Here is an 18,591-nt window from a genome sequence, read left to right on the forward strand (position 1 = left end):
CGCTGGTGGCCCTGAAGCGGGATAATCGAACCATGGCTACGCAAGATCCGGACCGGGACCCGTGGGATGAGTTCGACAAGCTCACTCCGGCGCAGCCCGACCGGGTGCGCGGCTACCCCGGCGGTGAACCCGTCGGGTTCGGTTTCCGCACGGGCGTGCGCAGTGCGAAAGTGGCCGTCGGCTTCGCCGTTTATGCCTTGACGCTCGGCACCATCCTGGTGGTGGTTGGCGCCGTCGCCTTCAGCAGCCAAGGCCAGTGGCTCCTGCTCGGGCTGATGGTGCTCATCGAGGCCGTGTTCATCCTGGCATTCAGCCGGCTGCTCGCACAGGCACGGCGACGCCGCTGACGGCGACTCCGGCGACGCCGCTGACGGCGACTCCGGCGGGGCCGCTATTTCCGGTGCCGGGCGGTTACGGCGAGGTAGGCGCCCAGCGCGCCGACGCCGCCGATACCGGCGGCGAAGAGTGTTTTCGGCCAGTTCCGCCAGCGGTCCGGCTGGACTGACACCAGCTCCCCGACGGCGTTGATCAGGGCTGCGGTGATAAGCCCGGCGACAATCCGGTTCCCGGTCTTCTCCGCCTTGTCCATGAGCCGGTCCAGTTCATCGGCGCGGAAATGAATGTCGATGCCACCGCGCTCGAGGACCTCGACCATTCGGCGCAGGATTTCCGGCGCATCTGCCCCGAAGCGCAGGGCCTCCCGGCCGAGCTTCGCCAGTCGCTCCGTGAGGGCTTCCGGTGACAGCGAGCCGAGGATAATCTTCTGCGTGTAAGGGCCCAGCTGGGTGGTCAGCTCGAATCGGGGGTCCAGCTGTTTGCCCAGCCCGTCCGCCATGACCAGCATCTTCAGCAGCAGGGCCATCTCCCGCGGCAACCGCAGCCGGTATTTGCGCAACAGGCCCGCCAGCTCCGAAAGGACTGCCACGATCGCAATCTCGGCCAGCGGCCGGCCGGCGTAACGGTCCACAAGCCGGCCCAGGTCCGCTTGCAGTTCGGCCAAGCCATCGTTTGCCTGAGCCGCACACAGGCGGACCAGGGCCGTGGTCAGCCGGGCGGCGTCCTGTTCCACGACGGCCAGGAGCATCCGGACCAGGTGTTCGCGGGTGCCGTCGCTGATTCGGCCTACCATGCCGAAGTCAATGATGCCCAGGCGCCCGTCCGGTTCCACAAAGAAGTTCCCGGGATGCGGGTCGGCGTGGAAGAAGCCGTCCTCGAAAACCATCTTCAGCAAGATGCTGCACGCCTCGTGGGCGAGCATGCCGGTGTTGATTCCCGCAGCCTGCAACGCGGCGGCGTCGTTGACTTTGATGCCGCGGATACGCTCCAGCGTGAGGATCCGGGATGTGGTCGTGTCCCAGAAGACCTTGGGAATATGGACCCGGTTGTCGGCGGCGAAATTTGCGGCGAAGTGCTCCGCGTTCCTGGCTTCCTGCAGGTAGTCCAGTTCTGCGCGCAGGGTCTGGGAGAACTCGTCGACGAGGGCAGCCAGATGGAGTCCGGCTGCCCTCGTGGACGCCCGCTCGGCCCGTTTGGCGAGCTCGGCCACGAGCTCCAGATCCTCATTGATCTGGTCCACAACGCCGGGCCGGCGGACCTTGACCACAACGTCGAGATTCCGGCCGCCACCGGCAGTGTCACCCGGGACAGTTTTCGCAAGGTCTGCCGGGTCCGGCGCGATCCGGGCGCAGTGGACCTGGCCGATGGAACCGGTGGCGAGCGGATTGTCCTCCAGCGATTCGAGCAGCCAGTCCGCCGCGCTGCCGAGTTCCTCGGCGATCACCGCACGGACCTGCCCAGCAGCAACGGGCGGGGATGCGTCCTGGAGTTTGGCCAGTTCGGTGGCGTACTCCGGAGGCAGTAGGTCCGTTCGCGTTGAGATGATCTGGCCGAACTTGATGTACACGGCCCCGAGGTCTTCCAAGGCGAGCCGGACGCGCACCGGCAGGCTCGCTTCCCGGGGTGGCCGATGGTGATCCTGTCCCGCGTTCCCGCCGGCGGGCCGGAACCTGTCCAGCCCGAAGTGTGCCAGCGCGAAGCCCAGCCCGTGCTTGGTCAGGATCTCCACGATGTCCCGGAACCGGTCCCGCCGCGCGCTCATGACGCCAGACTACACGCGGACCTGCCGGGCGGGGTCGGCTACAGCCAGTCCTTCCGTTTGAAGATCGTGTACATCAGCGCTGCGGTTCCGGCCATCAGCCCGATGGCCATTGGGTAGCCGTAGGCCCACTGCAGTTCGGGCATCCGGACGAAGTTCATCCCGTAGACGCCCGCGACAAATGACGGGGCGAAGAAAATTGCCGCCCACGACGAAATTTTCTTTACCTGCTCGTTCTGCTCGGCGCTGGCCTCGTTTTGCCGGTTGGCGGTCAGCGTGCCATCGAGGGTGAGTGCGTTCTGCAGCAGGTCGCGAAAGGAATCAGCGCGGGAAATCAGCCGCTCCACGTGGTCTTCGACGTCGCGGAGCTTGTGTTGGAGATCGATGTCCACGCCGTATTTTTCGAATCCCCGCCGCAGCAGCTGCATCATCGCCGGCAGCGGGTGGATGGCCCGCTGGAACTGGATGACTTCCCGGGCCAGTTCGTAGATCCGCCGTGAAACAGTGGAATCGCCGCTGAACAGCTGGTCTTCGATCTCGTCGATATCATTTTCCAGTCCCGCCACGACGGGAACGTAATCGTCCACTACCTGGTCCATCAGGGCGTAGAGGACAGCCTCCGGGCCGTGGCTGAGGAGCTCTGGACGCTGTTCCAACTGTCGCCGCACCTGCGCCACCCCGCCGCTCTCGGCGTGCCGGATGGTGACCACAAAGTTCCTGCCAGTGAATACGTGGAGTTCGCCGAACTCCACTGTTTCAGTCTCGTCCAGATACCGTGCGGGCCGCAGCACAGTGAAGAGGTTGTCATCGTAACGTTCCAGTTTGGGTCGCTGATGGGCGGAAATTGCATCCTCTACGGCGAGCGGATGCAGTCCAAACTCCGCGGCGACAGCGGCCATTTCGTCTTCGGTCGGCCGGTAGAGGCCAACCCACGCCATGCCGCCCTGCCGGTTCAGGATGTCAAAGGTCTGTTCGAGGCTCTGCGGCTCGACGCTGCGGACGCCGTCAACGTAGACGGCGTTATCGATGATAGTCACGGGACCATTATCCCGGCTTCTGCGCCCGCGGGGCTGCTGGAGCCGCCGCGCCGCCCAAGGCCAGCCGGCTAATCAGCGGCTCGGTCCGGTAGGGGATATGGGTATGCAGGGCCAGGACTGTCTCGGTCCGGATGACGCCTTTGACCCGAAGGATGGAGCGAAGGGCAACCTGGAGGTTGTGGGTGTCGGTGGCCACAACGCGGCACCAGACATCGCCGCGTCCGGAGATCTCGTGCACTTCCAGGACCTGTGCAATCAGGCGCAGTGCGCCCACCACACCGTCGAGTTCCCGGTGGTTCACCTCAATGGTGACGAATGCGACGACGTCGTAGCCCACCGCCTCCAGGTCGATTTCGCGGCCGCCGTCGTGCAGCAAACCGGAACGCTGCATGCGCCTTACCCGGGACTGGGCGGTGTTGCGCGCGATGCCCAACGTTTCACTGAGCTCGCCAATCTGTACCCGCGGATCCCGGATCAGCGCCAGCAGGATTTTCAGGTCGGTGGGGTCCAGGCTGTTCAAATCATCACTCCGGTTCATTTTGACGGTAGCAGCTTGACTGTTTTGATCAATTTTGGCATGAAAATAGGCTGACTCGATCAGCAATGCCCCATTCTTGATGTATCAAATCATCACGGGCTGGCCGTTCCCCCATCACAGGGAATACGCGGTCCGGTTTTACGCAAGGGCATGGATATGACGGTCTTCAGCGAGCTTCGCATGCGCCCCGCCACGGCAGAACGCTGGGGCTGGGACGCCTCCACTACGGCCCGGCTGGTGATGGCCGGCGCCGTGATCTTCACGCTGCTTGTCGGCGCGAATCTAGCGACCCCGATCTACCCGCTGCTGCAGGCCAAGCTTGGCATCACCGCCCTGGATATCACTGTGGCGTTTTCCGCCTATGTACTGGCGCTGGTGGCCACCCTGATCCTGGCAGGCCACTGGTCCGACCACATCGGCCGGCGGGCAGCGCTGATGCTTTCGGTGCTGGTGGGCCTTGCGGGAGGTTCGGTGTTTGCAACGGCGGACAGCATGTTCGCGCTGTGTGCCGGCCGGGCGCTGCAGGGCATTGCTGTGGCGCTCGCCACCGGCGCCAGTTCGGCGGCGCTGCGCGAGCTGCTGCCCAGCCGTCCCGAGTGGGCGTCGAGGTTCACCTTGCTGGCGTCGGCGGGCGGCGTGGCGGCCGGTCCCGCCATCGGGGGAGTGCTTTCGATGCTGCCGGGGCCCACCTCGACTCCGTACTACCTGCATTCGCTGCTACTTGCAGGGCTGCTGGTCCCGCTGTACCTGCTGAAGGCCCGTCCGGCCATCACCTCGATCGCGGGTCCGCAGCCGTTGCGGGTGCTGGCGCCGCGCCGGCCATCGGTCTCCAGCGAGGCGCGCGGGGCATTTTGGCTGGCGTCCTCGGTGGGCTTTCTCAGTTTCACCGTCTTCGGCTTCTGTCTCTCCTTGGCGCCTGGCTATTTCGCCCAGATTGTGCACGCCGATTCGCGGCCGCTGATCGGGCTGCTGGCGGGACTGACGCTCGGGTCCTCCGCGCTCAGCCAACTCCTCGCCGTCCGGGGCCGTTTTGTGGTGCCTGCCGGGCTGGGCGTGCTGGCCGTGTCGGTGCTGCTGATCGCCGCGGCTGCCGCGTGGAGCAGCCCGTGGCTGCTGATCACCGCAAGCGTGGCCGCCGGAATCGGACAGGGAGTCTCCTTCCGGACAGTATTCAATGATGTTGCCGGAAGGGTCGAGGCGTCCCGCCACGCACAGATCATCAGCACCGTCTACGTCATTACCTACCTGGGCAGCGCGTTTCCCGTCATCGGGCTTGGGCTGGCAGCCGGGGTCGTTGGCCTGCAGACTGCGGTCACGGGCTTCGTTGTGCTCTGCGCCATCGCAGCGGGTGTCCTTGCTCTGATCACGCTGCGCGGGGCGTTGCGCCGGGCCTGACGTGATCGCCGGGCCTGACCTGAGAGCCGCACCGGACGGCGGCGGACGGTAGTCCTAATCCGGCAGCGGGCCCAGGTTTCCCTGGATGTGGTCGAACACGAGGGTGGTTTCGGTGTGGCCCACGACCGGGTCGGTGGCCAGGTTGTCCAGCACCCAGTCCCGCAGATCTTCAGTGGTGGCGACTGCGATATGCAGCAGGTAATCGACCGAACCCGAGGTGTGGAACGTGGACAGGACTGCAGGGAGCTTCGGGACCCGGGCGGTAAAGCGGTCGATCTGCTCGCGGTCGTGGGCCCGGAGCCTGACGGCAATGAGGGCCTGCACGGAACGGCCGATCGCGGACAGGCTCAGCTTCGCCTCGAAGCCTTCGATGATGCCGCGTTCGGTTAGCGCCCTGGTGCGCATCAGGGCCGTGGACGGAGCGATGCCGACCAGTTCGGCGAGCTGCTTGTTGGAGATCCTGGCGTCGGCCACGAGGGCCGCGAGCAAGCGCTCGTCGATGGCGTCCAACGGCTCGCCGGAGCTGGCTCCGGGCCGAAGATTCTTCGCACTGCTGCCCACGGGTCCTCCTTGGTGTGTTGTCAGTTCATCATAAGCGGCTGATTCCGGCACTTCCATTCGTCGACCCTACAAAACTCCGAATTATTGCCGGATACTTCTGGTATTCAATGGTGAATATTCATAAGGAGCAACGGTGCTTTCTCAAGACTCGCTGGCAGTCCACGCCGGCCGGAACGGCCTCACGGAACTGGGCGTTCACGCTGTGCCGATCGATCTTTCCACCACCGCGCCGCTTCCGTCCGTGCACGACGGGGGCCTCGCCTATGAACACATGGCCACCGGCGGCGCTCATTTGGAAGGGCAGAGCACCGTCTACCAGCGGCTCTGGAATCCGACCGTTGCGCGGTTCGAAGAAGGCGTCGCCGTCCTCGAAAAGACACCGGAGGCGGTCGCATTTGCCACCGGTATGGCCGCGCTTAGTGCTGTATTGCTAGCGGTCGTCGCGACCGAAAAGAAGCATGTGGTCGCGGTGCGGCCGCTGTACGGCGGGAGCGACTATCTGCTGGCATCGGGGGTGCTTGGCAATGACGTTACATTCGCCACCCCGGACGGTGTGCACGCCGCGCTCCGGCCCGATACCGGACTGGTGATCCTTGAGACGCCGGCTAACCCGAGCCTGGAACTCGTCGATATTGCCCGGGTGGCCGCAGCGGCGGACGGCGTCCCGCTTCTGGTTGACAACACTTTCGCGAGCCCCATCCTTCAGCAGCCCTTCGACCTTGGTGCCGATATGGTCCTGCACAGCGCCACCAAGTTCCTCGGCGGACATGGCGATGCGATGGGCGGTGTGGTGGCTGCCGCTCCCGAATGGAGCACGCGGCTGCGCCAGATCCGGGCCGTCACCGGCGGCATTCTCACACCGTGGCCGGCCTACCTGCTCCACCGCGGCCTCGCCACGCTCCCGGTCCGGGTGCGCGCTCAGCAAGCCAGTGCGCAGAAGGTTGCGGTCGCCCTGGCCGGGCACGGGCTCGTTCGGCGTGTCTTCTACCCTGGGCTGCCCGAGTGCGATCCGCAGGGGCTGATCGGCAGCCAGATGGCGGGTCCGGGCTCGCTGATCGCGTTCGAGGTGGGCAGCGCTGAGCAGGCCGAACGGATTCCCGGTGCGGTCGGCATGATTACGCATGCGGTTTCGCTCGGCGGCATCGACACCCTGATCCAGCATCCGGCTGGGCTGACGCACCGGCCGGTTGCAGCCGAGGCTAAACCGAATGCCAGCCTGCTGCGGGTCTCGATTGGCCTGGAAGACCCGGCCGACGTTGTGGCTGACCTCGTGCAGGCCATCGAAGCTACCCGCTAGCCGGAGCCGGAGCAGCGGCCGGGGCCGCCTGCCGGGCGGGGTGCACGACGGCGGTGATCACAGCCGTCGTGCCGGCCAGCCCGATCACGGCCAGGGCCAGGGCCGCCCAGCCAAGTGACTGGAAGACCAGTCCGCCGGCCCAGCCGATGACGCTGGATCCGAGGTAGTAGGCGAGGTTGTAGAGCGAGGCTGCCTGGGCCCTGCCGGTCCTGGCAATTACCCCGGTCCAGCCAGCGCCGACGCTGTGCGCCGCGAAAAAGCCGGCTGTGAACAGCAGCAGGCCCACCAGGATGGGCGCCAGCAATTGAAGCAGTGTCAGGGCCAGGCCGGCCACCATCAGCATCGTTCCTGCGATCAGCACAGTGCGCCGCCCGAACCGCGCAGTGAGTCCGCCGGCCCAGCGGGAGGAGACAGTGCCGGCAAGGTAGGCCAGGAAGATCAGGCTGACAATAGTGGCCGGCAGGCCAAAGGGTTCCCCGGAAAGCCGGAAGCCAAGGTAGTTGTAGACGGCCACGAATCCGCCCATCAGCAGGAATGCCTGGATGTAGAGGGCCATCAGGCGCGGGTTCCGGGCGTGTCCGGCCAGAGTGCGGAGCGCGCCGCGAAAGCCGCCGGCCGTTGCCGCCGTGAAGCCCCTGGCCCGGGGCACCAGGAGCAGGAACATGGCGGCCGCCGCGGCCGCGAGGAGCGAGACGGCCAGGGCAGCGGCCCGCCAACCCCAGAGTTCGCCGACAAAGCCGGCAACCAGCCGGCCGGCCAGCCCGCCCAGGGTGGTGCCGGCGACATATGTTCCGGCCGCCAGCGCCGCGTGGGCCTTGTTGACCTCCTCATGCAGGTATGCAATGGCGATGGCGGGGATGCCGCCCAGGGCCATTCCTTCGAGCATCCGCAGGCCCAGCAAGATCGGGAGGCTGGCGGCGAGCGGGACCATCAGGCCCAGGACCGTCGCCGCCGAGATGCCCCACATCATGGCACGGACGCGGCCGATGCGGTCGGCCAGGAACGACCAAGGAAGTACCGTCACGGCAAGCCCCGCAGTGGCTACGGAGATCGTCAGTGCCGCCTCGGCTGCCGTGACCTGCAACTCCGTTGCCATCATCGGCAGGACCGCCTGGGTGGAGTACAACTGCGCGAAGGTGGCGACGCCGGCAAAGGCCAGTCCGGCAAGAATCTTCGTGTAGGCCGCGGATCCCCTGGCGTGCCCTGGCCAGGCCGGCCCCGCCACGCCGATGACGCCCGGTGTTGCCGCGGAGCCTGCGGTGGGGAGTTGGCGGCGCAGGCGTCGGGGCATGATCTCAGGATAGGCTCCCCAAAGGCATGTCTCCAATGCATGTTTCCCATAGAATCAATAGCAAATATGGAACGATGGAAAGATTGGTCGACGGGCGTGGAGCACAAACAGATGGCCCAGCTGCTGCCGCTGCTTCCTTTGCTGGCCGAGCTCGGACGGACCCAGCACATTACTGCGACGGCAGAAGTGCTGGGACTGCCACAATCGACAGTCAGCCGGGGAATCGCGAGGGCCAGCAGCATCATCGGAACCGAACTGCTGATCCGTGACGGCCGCGGCGTGCGGCTGACCTCCGCGGCCAGGGCGCTCCTTCCGCATATCGAGGCTGCGCTGGGCGAGTTCCAGTCCGGCCTGGACCTGGTCCGGCATGAGTCGGAGGTGGCACGGGGCCGGATCGCGGTGTCCTTCCAGCACACCTTCGGGGAGGCAATGCTGCCGCTGTTGATCAGCGCCTTCCGCGTCCGGCATCCCCAGCCGGCCTTCGACCTCAGCCAGGGGGCACGGGCCGGTTGCCTGGCGGAGTTGGCTGCCGGTGCGGCAGACCTGGCGCTGACCGCCCCTGTCGCGGTTCCCGGCCGGCTGATCTCCTCCGCTGCCCTGTACCGGGAACCGTTGCGGCTCGTTGTGCACCACAGGCACCCGCTCGCGGGACGCCGTCGGGCCGCTCTGGCGGAGATCCGGGGCGAACCCTTCGTGGCGATGGGTCCCGGCTATGGCATGCGCTCGCTGACAGACGCGTTGTTCCGGGAAGCTGGTTTCCGGCCCCGCATCGCGTTCGAGAGCCAGGACACCCACACCGCCAGGGGACTCGTCTCGGCAGGGCTCGGCGTCAGCATCCTCCCGCCCGGCGGCCCTGCCCCTGCCCCCGGCGGCCCTGCCCCTGCCCCCGGCGGCCCTGCCCCTGCCCCCGAGGGCGCCGCGCAGCCCGGCGACCTTGGCTGGGTGGAGCTCGCACTGGATTCAGGCCTCGCCTTTCGGGAGATTGGCCTGGCCTGGCGGGAACGGCGCGGGGGAGCAGGCCCCGAGCCGTACCCGGTGCGCCTGTTCCGGGAGCTGGTGCTCAGTGAAGGCCCTGCACTCCTGGCAGGCTTCGTCCGCGAGCGCTCCGGCGCCTGAAACCGCCGTCATCCGCTAGCGGGTTCGATCCGGGCTCGCCGCATCGAAACCGCGAGTACGTCCGAAAGCCGCGAGCCGGCGGTATCCCTTCCGGCCGTCAGCCCAGCAGCTCCGCCACTACCTCCGCAACGGATCCGGCCCGGGCCCGTTGCCAGCCCGTCCCGGCCCAGAGGTTGACCCGCTCTCCGTCCCCTGCGGCGGCAGCAGCGGCGCGCAGCGGGGCGGTCAGGTGGTGCACAGCCGGGTAAGCGTCCGGGGCATCGGGATGGTCCCGGACAAAGTCGTTAACCAAGGCCCGGGCCGGCCGTCCGGTGAAGGCCCGGGTCAGCGCCGTCCGGGTGAAGTGCGGACTGGCGAGGGCATCCTTATGCAGCTGCCGGGCGCCGCTTTCGGCCGTGCGGAGGAACGCGGTGCCCAGCTGCGCCGCCTGGGCCCCCGCGGCCAGAACCTCCTCGACTCCCGCCCGGTCCATCACTCCGCCGGCAGCCACCAGCGGGATCCCGACGGCGGCCCGCACCGCTGTGACAAGTTCCGCCGTCGAGCCTGGCCCGCCGCCGCCGCCGCCGCGGTTGTGGCCGCGCCCCGTGGCGCCCGGCTGAAAGGCCGCACTGTGGCCGCCGGCGCTGCCGTGCTGCACCACCAGTGCGTCCACGCCCTGTCCTGCGGCCTCCAGCGCCTCGGAAACCGTCGTGACGGTCGCAAGCACAGCGGAGCCGGCCCGATGCAGCGCGCGCACCACGTCGGTGCCCGGCAGGCCGAACACAAAGCTGACCAGTTCCACCGGATCTGCCATCAATAACTCGACTTTGCCCGGCCACTGGTCGTTGTCATCAAGCCGCAGCGGCGGGATATCAATGCCGTACCGGAGGGCATCCGCGCGCAGGCTGCCGCGATAGTCCTCAAGCTGCGCGCGTAACGCTGCGGACGGTGGCAGCTGGGCGGGGTCCGGCACAAAGACATTGATCCCGAACCGGCCCCCGAGGGCGCGCGAGCTGCGGATCTCCGCCTGCATGGCCTCCACGGTTTTGTAGCCTGCGGCCAGGAAACCCAAGCCGCCGGCATCGTGCACCGCTTTCACAAAGTCCGGAGTTGATGCTCCGCCGGCCATCGGGGCGGCGATGATGCGCGAGTCGAAGATGTGGTGCGACATTGCTCACTCCTGTCGGTGATTCAGTAGTCTGGTCCGGTGACTCATTCTGACATCCCGCCGGCGGCGGACCCTGTTCTCCCGACCGCGCCCGCCACGGGTGCCGTGATCGGCCTTGATATCGGCGGGACCAAGACGCGCGGCGTGCGCTTTGAGGCCGGCAAGGCAGTGGCCGACGAATCCGTAGGCAGCTCCAACGTCCAAAATGTCAGCCGCGAAGAGGCTGCCCTGAACCTCGTGGAGCTCTTCGCCAGGATCGGCGGCGGCAAGGTTTCCCAGGTCTATGCGGGCGCCGGTGGCATCGATACCGATGACGACGCCGCGGCGCTCGCCGCCCTGATCGCCCCTAACGTGCCGGGTGCCCGCATCACAGTGGTCCACGATTCGCGGCTCCTGCTGGCGGCCGGCGGCGCCACCACCGGCGTCGCTGTTATTGGCGGAACGGGCTCGGCTGCTTGGGGCCGGAACAGTGGCGGCGAGGAAGCCCGGGCCGGCGGCTGGGGCTACCTGCTCGGAGACGAGGGCAGCGGCTACTGGCTGGGCCGTGAGGCGGTACGCCACAGCCTTCGCCGGATGAATCAGGGGCTGGAACCGGACCAGCTCACCACGGCGCTGCTGGCATCCTGCGGTGCGGATGAACCCAACAAACTGATCGCGCTGTTCCATTCTGCGGACACGGGGCGCCGGTATTGGGCCGAGCGGGCCCGGCTGGTGGTCGATGCCGCCCTCGCCGGCCACGCCGCCAGCCAGGAGCTGGTGGACCAGGCCGGACGGGATCTCGCTTCCCTCGCGGTGCAGACGGTCCGGCAGTTGGGCAGCCAGGGCCCGGTAATCCTGGGCGGCGGACTGGGTATGAACGTGCAGCTCCTGCAGGAATCCTTCCGGGCCGCGCTGGCCGATGCGGGCATCACCGACGTCCGCGTCCTGGCGCAGGACCCCGTCTTTGGAGTGCTGCGGCTGGTAGCCGAGCAGCGCCGAGGCTGATCCGGCCGGCTACTACGCTGGAGCAATGAGCCTGAACTTCGACACCCGCCCCGCCGCGTACGCGGTCATCATCCGCGACGGCGCCATCCTCCTGGCGTATTGGAAGCAAGGTGGCAAGGAAGGCTGGACCCTGCCGGGGGGCGGCCTTGACCTGGCCGAGCACCCTGTCGACGGCTGCCGCCGTGAGGTTTACGAGGAGACGGGGTACCACGCCGAAGTCGGTGCCATGCTGGGGATTGATGTTGGCCATTGGCCGGCTGAGATCCGGATCGACGGCGGTGAACGGGACTTCCAATCGCTCCGGCTCGTCTACGAGGCGACGGTCACCGGCGGGCACTTACGGCACGAGGTGGACGGCAGCACCACACACGCGGCCTGGATTCCGTTGGCCGAGGTCGAAGGGCTGAACAAGGTCTCGCTCGTCGACGCGGCGCTCCGGCTCCGCCGCGAGCGGCCAGTCAACGGAAAAGTCTCCTGACGGCGTCCTAGCCAGGGCGGGGGAGCCCGGTTAGGCTGGGACCGTCGGCAAAATATGCGGCGGCATTCTGGAAGTGACGCGGGAGGTGGAGATGATGACTGCAACCGAACTGTGCGCACTGCGCGCCACCACCAGCCAGCCCCATATTTTTTCCCCGGTCAGCAGCAACCGCCAGCCCTAACTCGGCGAGGTTCAAACGAACCCGCAGCGCGGCACGCGCACCGGGGCCCACCTAAGGGTTCCTCGTTGAGATCTTCTTCTGCACGTCCAGGCGCCATGGGCGCCAGCCCGGCCAAAACCAAGCAACTGCTTGTGGGCCCCGCGGCCTACGGCTTCACTGCCGGCATCGCCGATCGGTACGCGGCCCACCCTGTGCCCGGCGGCACCGGCACGGGGCGGATCATCAGGGTGGACCGAAACCTGGTCCTCATCGCCACCTGCGATACGACCCTCCACTTGCCCTACCCCGGCAACGGCGCACTGCCCGTCACCGGGGACTGGGCCTGGCTGGGATCCAACGCGGCTGGAGAGGCTGCCATCACCGGGATTCTCCCGCGGCACTCGGAACTGAGCCGCAAACGCGCCTTTGAAGGCTCGTCCGAGGCACAGGTCCTCGCCGCCAACATGGATGTCGTCGGCATTGTGGTGCCCGTGGACCGGCCGCTTAGCCATAACCGGCTGGAACGGACCCTCGTCGCCGCGTGGGACTCGGGTGCCACACCGATGGTCATCATCACCAAAGCGGACCTTGCCGACATCGCGGACGACGTCGTTGGCACCGTAATTCGCCAGGCCGCCGGCGTCGCGGTAATCACCACCTCCGCGGAACAGCGTGACGGCCTCGACGAACTGCTGGGCCACCTCCCGCCCGGCGGCACCCTTGTGCTGCTGGGCCCTTCGGGGGCCGGTAAGTCGACTCTTATCAACGCCCTCGCCGGCGTCCGGGTCCAGGATACGGGAGCAGTCCGCGCCGGTGACGGCAAAGGAAAGCACACCACCACCTCCCGCGAACTGGTGCCTCTGCCCGGCGGTGCGGTGCTGATGGACACTCCGGGGGTTCGAGGCTTCGGGCTCTTCGATGCCGACGGCGGGATGGCGCAAATGTTCGGCGATCTCGAGGAGCTCTTCGCACGGTGCCGGTTTTCCGATTGCGCCCACGGCAGCGAACCCGGCTGTGCCGTGCAGGGCGCACTCGGTGACGGATCCCTCGATGACCGCCGCTGGGAGAGCTACCTGAAACTGCAGCGTGAACTCAAAGCCCTGTCCCGGCGGCATGATGCTGCCGCCGACCGCGCTTTTGCGCGGGGGCGGCAGCAACAGATCGCCGACGCCGGTAAAAGCCAGCGGGCGGCGGCGCGGGACAGCCACGAGGCTGCGGAAAACCAAGGTGTAAGACGCGGCAGGAGAGGCCGGAGCGGGCAGCCAGGGGCCGGCCGGCGGCACCGGTGACACTGCGCAGGGTGCCGCGGGATGTGCCGTAGCGCAAGGGTGGGTGCCGCGGCGGAAGTTTTTTCCTGCGGCACCCATCCAAAACCGGCCGCCCTACGAATCATTAAGTCAGCAACAGCGCCCTTGACGATTTCACTGCTTTTTCCTGACTTTGTCAGTAGCGCTGGCTACGCTGGGTCCTACTGCTTTACAGTCAAAAATCAGCATGCCTAAGATCAGCAAGCTGGACCGTCCGATATTGCCGCCAACAGTTAGGTAAGCCCGGAAATGGCTGAAGCCATGATCGAGTTCCAGAACGTCACCAAGCAGTACCAGGGCGGCGCGCCGGCCGTCGATGACCTGACCATGTCCATCGACAAGGCAGCCATTACGGTCTTTGTCGGGCCGTCGGGGTGCGGCAAGACCACCTCGCTGCGGATGATCAATCGGATGGTCGAGCCGACGTCGGGATCCATCACAGTGGGTGGCGAGGACGTTACGACAGGGCCGGCGGCGAAGCTGCGCCGCTCCATGGGCTACGTGATGCAGTCTTCCGGGCTGATGCCGCACCGCTCGGTACTGGACAATATCGCCACGGTTCCCCGGCTCAACGGCGTGTCCAAGGCCGAGGCGCTCAAACGCGCACACGAACTTCTCGACGTCGTCGGGCTGGCGTCCGCGCTGGGCAAACGGTATCCCTCTCAGCTGTCCGGCGGCCAGCAGCAGCGTGTGGGAGTGGCGCGTGCGCTTGCCGCGGACCCGCCCGTGCTGCTGATGGATGAGCCTTTCAGCGCCGTGGACCCGGTGGTCCGCGACGAATTGCAGCAGGAACTCCTGCGGCTACAGCGCGACCTGGCCAAGACCATCGTGTTCGTCACGCACGACATTGACGAGGCCACGGTGCTGGGGGACAAGGTGGCTGTCTTTGGCCTGGGTGGCAAACTGGCGCAGTACGCAACTCCGGAAGAGATCCTGCGTGCCCCCGCCAACGACTTTGTGGCCTCGTTTGTGGGCCGGGACCGCGGCTTCCGCCACCTCGCTTTCAGCCCGTCCGACGGCGTCACAGTGCACCCTGCCAGGACCGTTACTGCCGATGAACTCAAACTCGCCGGCAACGACGCCGCCGGTTGGCAACTGCTGGTCGGTCACGACCTGCGTCCGCTGGGCTGGTCGGGCCCGGGCATGGGGTCCGAATCGGTTCCCGGCGGGTCTCTCTTCCGCAAGGGCGACACGCTCCGCCGCGCGCTCGACGCGGCCCTGTCCTCGCCCTCCGGTCTCGGCGTCGTCGTGGACGAGGACGGCCGGGTGGCCGGCGTTATCACCGCTGAAGAAGTCCTCGCCGTGATCGAATCGGACCGGCACGTCCGGCACGGCGCGCTCTGATGGAATGGTTCCTGGCAAACAGCGCTCAGGTCTACAGGCTCGCCGGGCAACACCTCGTCCTGGCCATCTTGCCGATGGTTTTCGGAGTGCTGATTGCAGTGCCGGTGGCACAATTTGCGCGGCAGAACCGCGGACTGCGGTCCGTGCTGGTGACGGCGTCCTCACTGCTGTACACCATCCCGTCCCTGGCGCTTTTTATCATCCTGCCGACCGTGCTGGGGACGCGGATCCTGGACCCGGTCAACGTGGTTGTTGCCCTGACCCTCTATGCCGTCGCCCTGCTGGTACGTGCCACCCTGGATGCTTTTGACTCCGTCGACGAGGACCTCCGGCAGGCGGCGGTCGCCATGGGCTTCAAGCCCTTTGCCCGCTTCCTGCAGATCGATCTGCCGCTTTCCCTGCCGGTGCTTTTTGCCGGATTGCGCGTCGTCTCAGTAAGTAACATCTCACTGGTCAGCGTCGCGGCCCTGCTGGGCATCGGCAACCTCGGTATGCTTTTCACCTCCGGGCTGCAGCGCGATTTCGTCACCGAAGTGATGGTGGGCATCATCGCCATCCTGATTCTCGCGCTGGTGATGGACGCTGTCCTGGTCCTGCTGGAGCGGCTGCTGACACCCTGGAACCGTGCCGCGGCCGCCCCGGCTGCCGGCACCGAATCCGGCCACCACACGCCGGGGACCAAGGCCGCGGCGCTCCGGTTCGCCCGTCCCAAGACGGGCGGGGGAAACGCATGAGCAACGTCGTGACCGAAACCTTCGCATGGCTCGGCGACCCCAAGCACTGGACGGGCAGCGCCGGCATCCCGGAACGTCTCGTGGAGCACCTGCTGTACACCGGCCTGGTGATGCTGATCGCCACCGCCATTGCGGTGCCTATCGGCCTCTACGTCGGGCATACCGGGCGCGGGCGGGTCGCCGTTGTTGCTCTCGCCGGCGCCCTGCGTGCGCTGCCGACCCTCGGCCTGCTGACGCTCTTTGTCCTGCTGGCCGGCATCGGACTGATGCCGCCGATCTGGGCGCTTGTGATCCTGACCGTGCCGCCGCTGCTCGCCGGCACCTATGCCGGCATTTCCAGTGTGGACCGGAACGTCGTCGACGCCGCGCGGGCCATGGGCATGACCGAACTCCAGGTGCTCTTCCGGGCCGAGTTTCCCAACGCGCTGCCCGTGATGTACGGCGGATTCCGGACCGGTACACTCCAGGCCATCGCCACCGTCTCGGTCGTCGCATATATCAACCTGGGGGGGCTTGGCCGCTACTTGTTCGACGGGCTTGTGCTCTCAGACTTCCCGCAGATGCTGGGCGGCTCCCTGCTCATCGCCGGCCTCGCGATCACCGTCGACCTGGCCCTTGCCCTCATCCAGCGGCTCTTCCTGTCCCGGGGAACCGCATCACAGCCAAACCGAAGCCATCAGGCTGCGGTTGATCTCACAGACCCCGTACCAGCGGGGACTGTTGTTCAAGGAGGTACGTCATGAAGGAAACCCGCCAACGAGCACTCGGCAGGCGCGCATTCGGCGGCCTGGCCGCCGGCGTCGGCCTGGCCATGGCATTGTCCGCCTGCGGCGGCTCATCCGATCCGCTCTCCACCGCACCCGCCTCTGCCGGAACCGGCTCCGGTTCCGGCGCGGCCCTCGTAATCGGTTCGGCCGATTTCCCTGAAAGCCAGATCGTCGCCGAGGTCTACGCCGGTGCACTGAACGGGGCCGGCGTCACGGCAAGCACCAAGCCGAACATCGGTTCCCGCGAGGTTTATTTCAAGGCGGTCCAGGACGGATCAGTGGACGTCATTCCCGATTACAGCGGAAACCTGCTGCTGCACGTGAGCAAGGACGCCACGGAGGTCTCCGCGGGAGACATCTACAAGGCACTCTCGGAGAAGCTGCCTGAGGGACTGGCCGTGCTGGAGGCTTCCAAGGCAGAGGACAAGGACGCGATGGTTGTGACCAAGGCCACTGCGGAGAAGTACCAGTTGAAGTCGATCGAGGACCTCGCCAAAGTCTGCAGCGAAATCGTGGTGGGTGCCCCGGCGACCTTCGCGGAGCGCGCCTACGGGCTCCCCGGCCTGAAGAAGAACTACGACTGCGTGCCCAAGAAGCTGGAACCGTTCAGCGACGGCGGGGGTGCCGTCACGCTCAAGGCCCTCCTCTCGGACCAGGTCCAGGTAGCCGACATCTACACCACCACTCCGTCCATCGCAGACAACGACCTGGTGGTGCTCGAGGACCCGAAGGACAACTTCATCGCCCAGCAGGTCCTCCCGCTGTACAACAAGGCCAAGATGACGGACAAGGCGAAGGAAACCCTGAACGCGGTCTCGAAGGTTCTCACCACCGAAGACCTGATTAACCTCAACCGGGCTGTCAGCGGCAGCCAGAAGCAAAACCCGAAGGACGCTGCTGCGGCCTGGCTCAAGGACAAGGGACTGGTCAAGTAGGGCCTGCCCCCGGCTTTTTCTGAGGAACGACGGCGGTGGCCGGACTTCCCTGCGGATGCGGGGCGGGCCGGCGGCCGCCGTCGCGGTTTTTCCGCCTGTGACGGCGGCCCGGTGTTGTGAGTCAGATCTCGCCGGAACTACATCCGCCATATGGCATATTTGATGAATGGCAGAATTCAAGCAGTCCACCAAGCTTCATAATGTCCTTTACGACATCCGTGGACCAATCCTTCAGGCCGCCCAGCAAATGGAGGCGGAGGGTCATCGGATCCTCAAACTGAACATCGGAAATCCGGCCCCGTTTGGGTTTGAAGCGCCGGACGCGATCCTGGTGGACATGATCCGACACCTGCCGCACGCCCAGGGCTACAGCGACTCCCGTGGCATCTTCTCGGCCCGGACAGCTGTCTCCCAGTACTACCAGACCCGCGGGATCCAGAACATCCACGTCGATGACATCTACCTTGGCAACGGCGTCAGCGAACTTATCACCATGTCCTTGATGGCGCTGCTGGACGACGGCGACGAGGTCCTCATCCCCACGCCGGACTACCCGCTCTGGACGGCCTCCGTGGCCCTGGCCGGCGGCCGGCCGGTGCACTACCTGTGCGATGAGGAGTCCGGCTGGCAGCCCGACCTGGAGGACCTCGAAGCGAAAATCACCCCGCGCACCAAGGGCATCGTGGTGATCAACCCCAACAACCCCACCGGCGCCGTCTATCCAGAGGAAACGCTCAAGAAGATTGTGGTCCTGGCCGAAAAGCACGGACTGGTGCTGTTCGCCGACGAGATCTACGAAAAGATCCTCTATGAGGACGCCGTGCACGTGAACATGGCCAGCCTTACCGGTGACGACGTCCTGTGCCTGACTTTCAGCGGACTGTCCAAGGCCTACCGGGTGTGCGGCTACCGGGCGGGGTGGATGGCTATTTCCGGACCAAAAAAGGAAGCCGCGGATTATCTCGAGGGCATCAACCTGCTGGCGAACATGCGTCTGTGCGCGAACGTCCCGGCGCAGCACGCGATCCAGACGGCGCTGGGCGGATACCAGAGCATCAACGATCTGATCCTGCCGGGCGGCCGGCTGCTCGAGCAGCGTAACAAGGCCTATGACATGCTCAACGCCATTCCCGGGGTCAGCACGCAGCAGGCACGGGGGGCGATGTACCTCTTCCCCAAGCTCGATCCTGAGGTTTACCGCATCCGCGACGATGAGAAGTTTGTCCTGGACCTGCTGCGTGAACAAAAGATCCTTGTCTCCCACGGCCGCGCCTTCAACTGGGTCCGCCCCGACCACTTCCGGATGGTCACCCTGCCGCTTGTGAAGGATCTGGAGGAGGCCATCAACCGTATGGCGGACTTCCTGAGCCGGTACAAGGGGAACTAGCCTGAACTGAGCAGCGGC

Annotated in this window: 18 protein-coding genes; 12 read left to right on the forward strand and 6 right to left on the reverse strand. The window is 66.4% G+C overall.

What is annotated here, in order from left to right; all coding sequences use genetic code 11:
• Positions 1-32: 32 nt before the first annotated feature.
• Positions 33-347, forward strand: a complete 315-nt coding sequence (locus QMG72_RS15280) for a hypothetical protein (RefSeq protein ID WP_226773982.1) — start codon at positions 33-35, stop codon at positions 345-347.
• A gap of 44 nt (positions 348-391) precedes the next feature.
• On the opposite strand, the gene QMG72_RS15285 is transcribed toward QMG72_RS15280, so the two are convergent.
• From QMG72_RS15285 to QMG72_RS15295, 3 genes are read right to left on the reverse strand one after another with little or no spacing between them, the layout of a single operon-like run.
• Entirely contained in the window at positions 392-2,098 is a 1,707-nt protein-coding gene (locus QMG72_RS15285; protein ID WP_282359687.1) for an ABC1 kinase family protein, read from the reverse strand.
• Positions 2,099-2,136: 38 nt separating this feature from the next.
• Positions 2,137-3,132, reverse strand: coding sequence for a magnesium/cobalt transporter CorA (gene corA, locus QMG72_RS15290; RefSeq protein WP_226773980.1), 996 nt, complete (start codon positions 3,130-3,132; stop codon positions 2,137-2,139).
• A 7-nt stretch (positions 3,133-3,139) separates the two neighbouring features.
• Positions 3,140-3,670: an Lrp/AsnC family transcriptional regulator gene (locus QMG72_RS15295; RefSeq protein ID WP_226773979.1), complete on the reverse strand. Its 531-nt coding sequence runs from the start codon at positions 3,668-3,670 to the stop codon at positions 3,140-3,142.
• 156 nt (positions 3,671-3,826) lie between these two features.
• Here QMG72_RS15295 and QMG72_RS15300 point away from each other — a divergent pair, with 156 nt between their 5' ends.
• A complete protein-coding gene (locus QMG72_RS15300) occupies positions 3,827-5,065 on the forward strand; it encodes an MFS transporter (RefSeq protein WP_283480965.1) in 1,239 nt (412 codons plus the stop codon).
• 54 nt (positions 5,066-5,119) lie between these two features.
• Here the strand turns inward: QMG72_RS15300 and QMG72_RS15305 are convergent, their stop codons facing one another.
• Entirely contained in the window at positions 5,120-5,626 is a 507-nt protein-coding gene (locus QMG72_RS15305) for an Lrp/AsnC family transcriptional regulator (RefSeq protein WP_226773977.1), read from the reverse strand.
• A 133-nt stretch (positions 5,627-5,759) separates the two neighbouring features.
• Here QMG72_RS15305 and QMG72_RS15310 point away from each other — a divergent pair, with 133 nt between their 5' ends.
• The gene (locus QMG72_RS15310; RefSeq protein ID WP_282359684.1) at positions 5,760-6,923 is read left to right on the forward strand and encodes a trans-sulfuration enzyme family protein; all 1,164 of its coding nucleotides are present in this window, start codon (positions 5,760-5,762) and stop codon (positions 6,921-6,923) included.
• Here QMG72_RS15310 and QMG72_RS15315 read toward each other — a convergent pair.
• Entirely contained in the window at positions 6,913-8,214 is a 1,302-nt protein-coding gene (locus QMG72_RS15315; RefSeq protein WP_282359682.1) for an MFS transporter, read from the reverse strand. The two genes, QMG72_RS15310 and QMG72_RS15315, sit on opposite strands and share 11 nt — an antisense overlap.
• A 66-nt stretch (positions 8,215-8,280) precedes the next feature.
• Here QMG72_RS15315 and QMG72_RS15320 point away from each other — a divergent pair, with 66 nt between their 5' ends.
• Entirely contained in the window at positions 8,281-9,330 is a 1,050-nt protein-coding gene (locus QMG72_RS15320; protein ID WP_282359681.1) for a LysR family transcriptional regulator, read from the forward strand.
• Positions 9,331-9,427: 97 nt separating this feature from the next.
• Here QMG72_RS15320 and QMG72_RS15325 read toward each other — a convergent pair whose 3' ends face one another.
• Positions 9,428-10,480, reverse strand: coding sequence for a nitronate monooxygenase (locus QMG72_RS15325; protein WP_282359680.1), 1,053 nt, complete (start codon positions 10,478-10,480; stop codon positions 9,428-9,430).
• 36 nt (positions 10,481-10,516) lie between these two features.
• Here QMG72_RS15325 and QMG72_RS15330 point away from each other — a divergent pair, with 36 nt between their 5' ends.
• From QMG72_RS15330 to QMG72_RS15365, 8 genes are all read left to right on the forward strand, one after another.
• Positions 10,517-11,461: an N-acetylglucosamine kinase gene (locus QMG72_RS15330; protein WP_502913762.1), complete on the forward strand. Its 945-nt coding sequence runs from the start codon at positions 10,517-10,519 to the stop codon at positions 11,459-11,461.
• 25 nt (positions 11,462-11,486) lie between these two features.
• Positions 11,487-11,939 carry an NUDIX hydrolase gene (locus QMG72_RS15335; protein ID WP_226776063.1) on the forward strand — a complete coding sequence of 151 codons (453 nt, stop codon included), beginning with the start codon at positions 11,487-11,489 and terminating at the stop codon, positions 11,937-11,939.
• Between the two features lie 276 nt (positions 11,940-12,215).
• Complete coding sequence (rsgA, locus tag QMG72_RS15340) at positions 12,216-13,388, forward strand: ribosome small subunit-dependent GTPase A (protein ID WP_282359679.1); 1,173 nt, start codon at positions 12,216-12,218, stop codon at positions 13,386-13,388.
• Positions 13,389-13,655: 267 nt separating this feature from the next.
• The gene (locus QMG72_RS15345; protein ID WP_282359678.1) at positions 13,656-14,750 is read left to right on the forward strand and encodes an ABC transporter ATP-binding protein; all 1,095 of its coding nucleotides are present in this window, start codon (positions 13,656-13,658) and stop codon (positions 14,748-14,750) included.
• The gene (locus QMG72_RS15350; RefSeq protein WP_282359677.1) at positions 14,750-15,484 is read left to right on the forward strand and encodes an ABC transporter permease; all 735 of its coding nucleotides are present in this window, start codon (positions 14,750-14,752) and stop codon (positions 15,482-15,484) included. The genes QMG72_RS15345 and QMG72_RS15350 overlap by 1 nt, the downstream gene beginning before the upstream one ends.
• Positions 15,481-16,227, forward strand: a complete 747-nt coding sequence (locus tag QMG72_RS15355) for an ABC transporter permease (RefSeq protein WP_226776066.1) — start codon at positions 15,481-15,483, stop codon at positions 16,225-16,227. The genes QMG72_RS15350 and QMG72_RS15355 overlap by 4 nt, the downstream gene beginning before the upstream one ends.
• On the forward strand, positions 16,224-17,186 hold the full coding sequence (locus QMG72_RS15360; RefSeq protein ID WP_282359674.1) for an ABC transporter substrate-binding protein: 963 nt from the start codon (positions 16,224-16,226) through the stop codon (positions 17,184-17,186). Before QMG72_RS15355 ends, QMG72_RS15360 begins: the two co-directional genes overlap by 4 nt.
• A gap of 166 nt (positions 17,187-17,352) precedes the next feature.
• Positions 17,353-18,573: a pyridoxal phosphate-dependent aminotransferase gene (locus tag QMG72_RS15365; RefSeq protein ID WP_226776068.1), complete on the forward strand. Its 1,221-nt coding sequence runs from the start codon at positions 17,353-17,355 to the stop codon at positions 18,571-18,573.
• Positions 18,574-18,591 lie beyond the last annotated feature (18 nt).

The sequence above is a fragment of the Pseudarthrobacter sp. PH31-O2 genome (assembly GCF_030063265.1).
Lineage (GTDB): Bacteria > Actinomycetota > Actinomycetes > Actinomycetales > Micrococcaceae > Arthrobacter.

Coding starts and splice junctions, on each gene's coding strand:
- QMG72_RS15320 (WP_282359681.1), top strand. CDS start 8,281: ATGGAACGATGGAAAGATTGGTCGACGGGCGTGGAGCACAAACAGATG.
- QMG72_RS15355 (WP_226776066.1), top strand. CDS start 15,481: ATGAGCAACGTCGTGACCGAAACCTTCGCATGGCTCGGCGACCCCAAG.
- QMG72_RS15285 (WP_282359687.1), bottom strand. CDS start 2,098: ATGAGCGCGCGGCGGGACCGGTTCCGGGACATCGTGGAGATCCTGACC.
- QMG72_RS15295 (WP_226773979.1), bottom strand. CDS start 3,670: ATGAACCGGAGTGATGATTTGAACAGCCTGGACCCCACCGACCTGAAA.
- QMG72_RS15365 (WP_226776068.1), top strand. CDS start 17,353: ATGGCAGAATTCAAGCAGTCCACCAAGCTTCATAATGTCCTTTACGAC.
- QMG72_RS15360 (WP_282359674.1), top strand. CDS start 16,224: ATGAAGGAAACCCGCCAACGAGCACTCGGCAGGCGCGCATTCGGCGGC.
- QMG72_RS15335 (WP_226776063.1), top strand. CDS start 11,487: ATGAGCCTGAACTTCGACACCCGCCCCGCCGCGTACGCGGTCATCATC.
- rsgA (WP_282359679.1), top strand. CDS start 12,216: ATGGGCGCCAGCCCGGCCAAAACCAAGCAACTGCTTGTGGGCCCCGCG.
- QMG72_RS15315 (WP_282359682.1), bottom strand. CDS start 8,214: ATGCCCCGACGCCTGCGCCGCCAACTCCCCACCGCAGGCTCCGCGGCA.
- QMG72_RS15325 (WP_282359680.1), bottom strand. CDS start 10,480: ATGTCGCACCACATCTTCGACTCGCGCATCATCGCCGCCCCGATGGCC.
- QMG72_RS15350 (WP_282359677.1), top strand. CDS start 14,750: ATGGAATGGTTCCTGGCAAACAGCGCTCAGGTCTACAGGCTCGCCGGG.
- QMG72_RS15345 (WP_282359678.1), top strand. CDS start 13,656: ATGGCTGAAGCCATGATCGAGTTCCAGAACGTCACCAAGCAGTACCAG.
- QMG72_RS15280 (WP_226773982.1), top strand. CDS start 33: ATGGCTACGCAAGATCCGGACCGGGACCCGTGGGATGAGTTCGACAAG.
- QMG72_RS15300 (WP_283480965.1), top strand. CDS start 3,827: ATGACGGTCTTCAGCGAGCTTCGCATGCGCCCCGCCACGGCAGAACGC.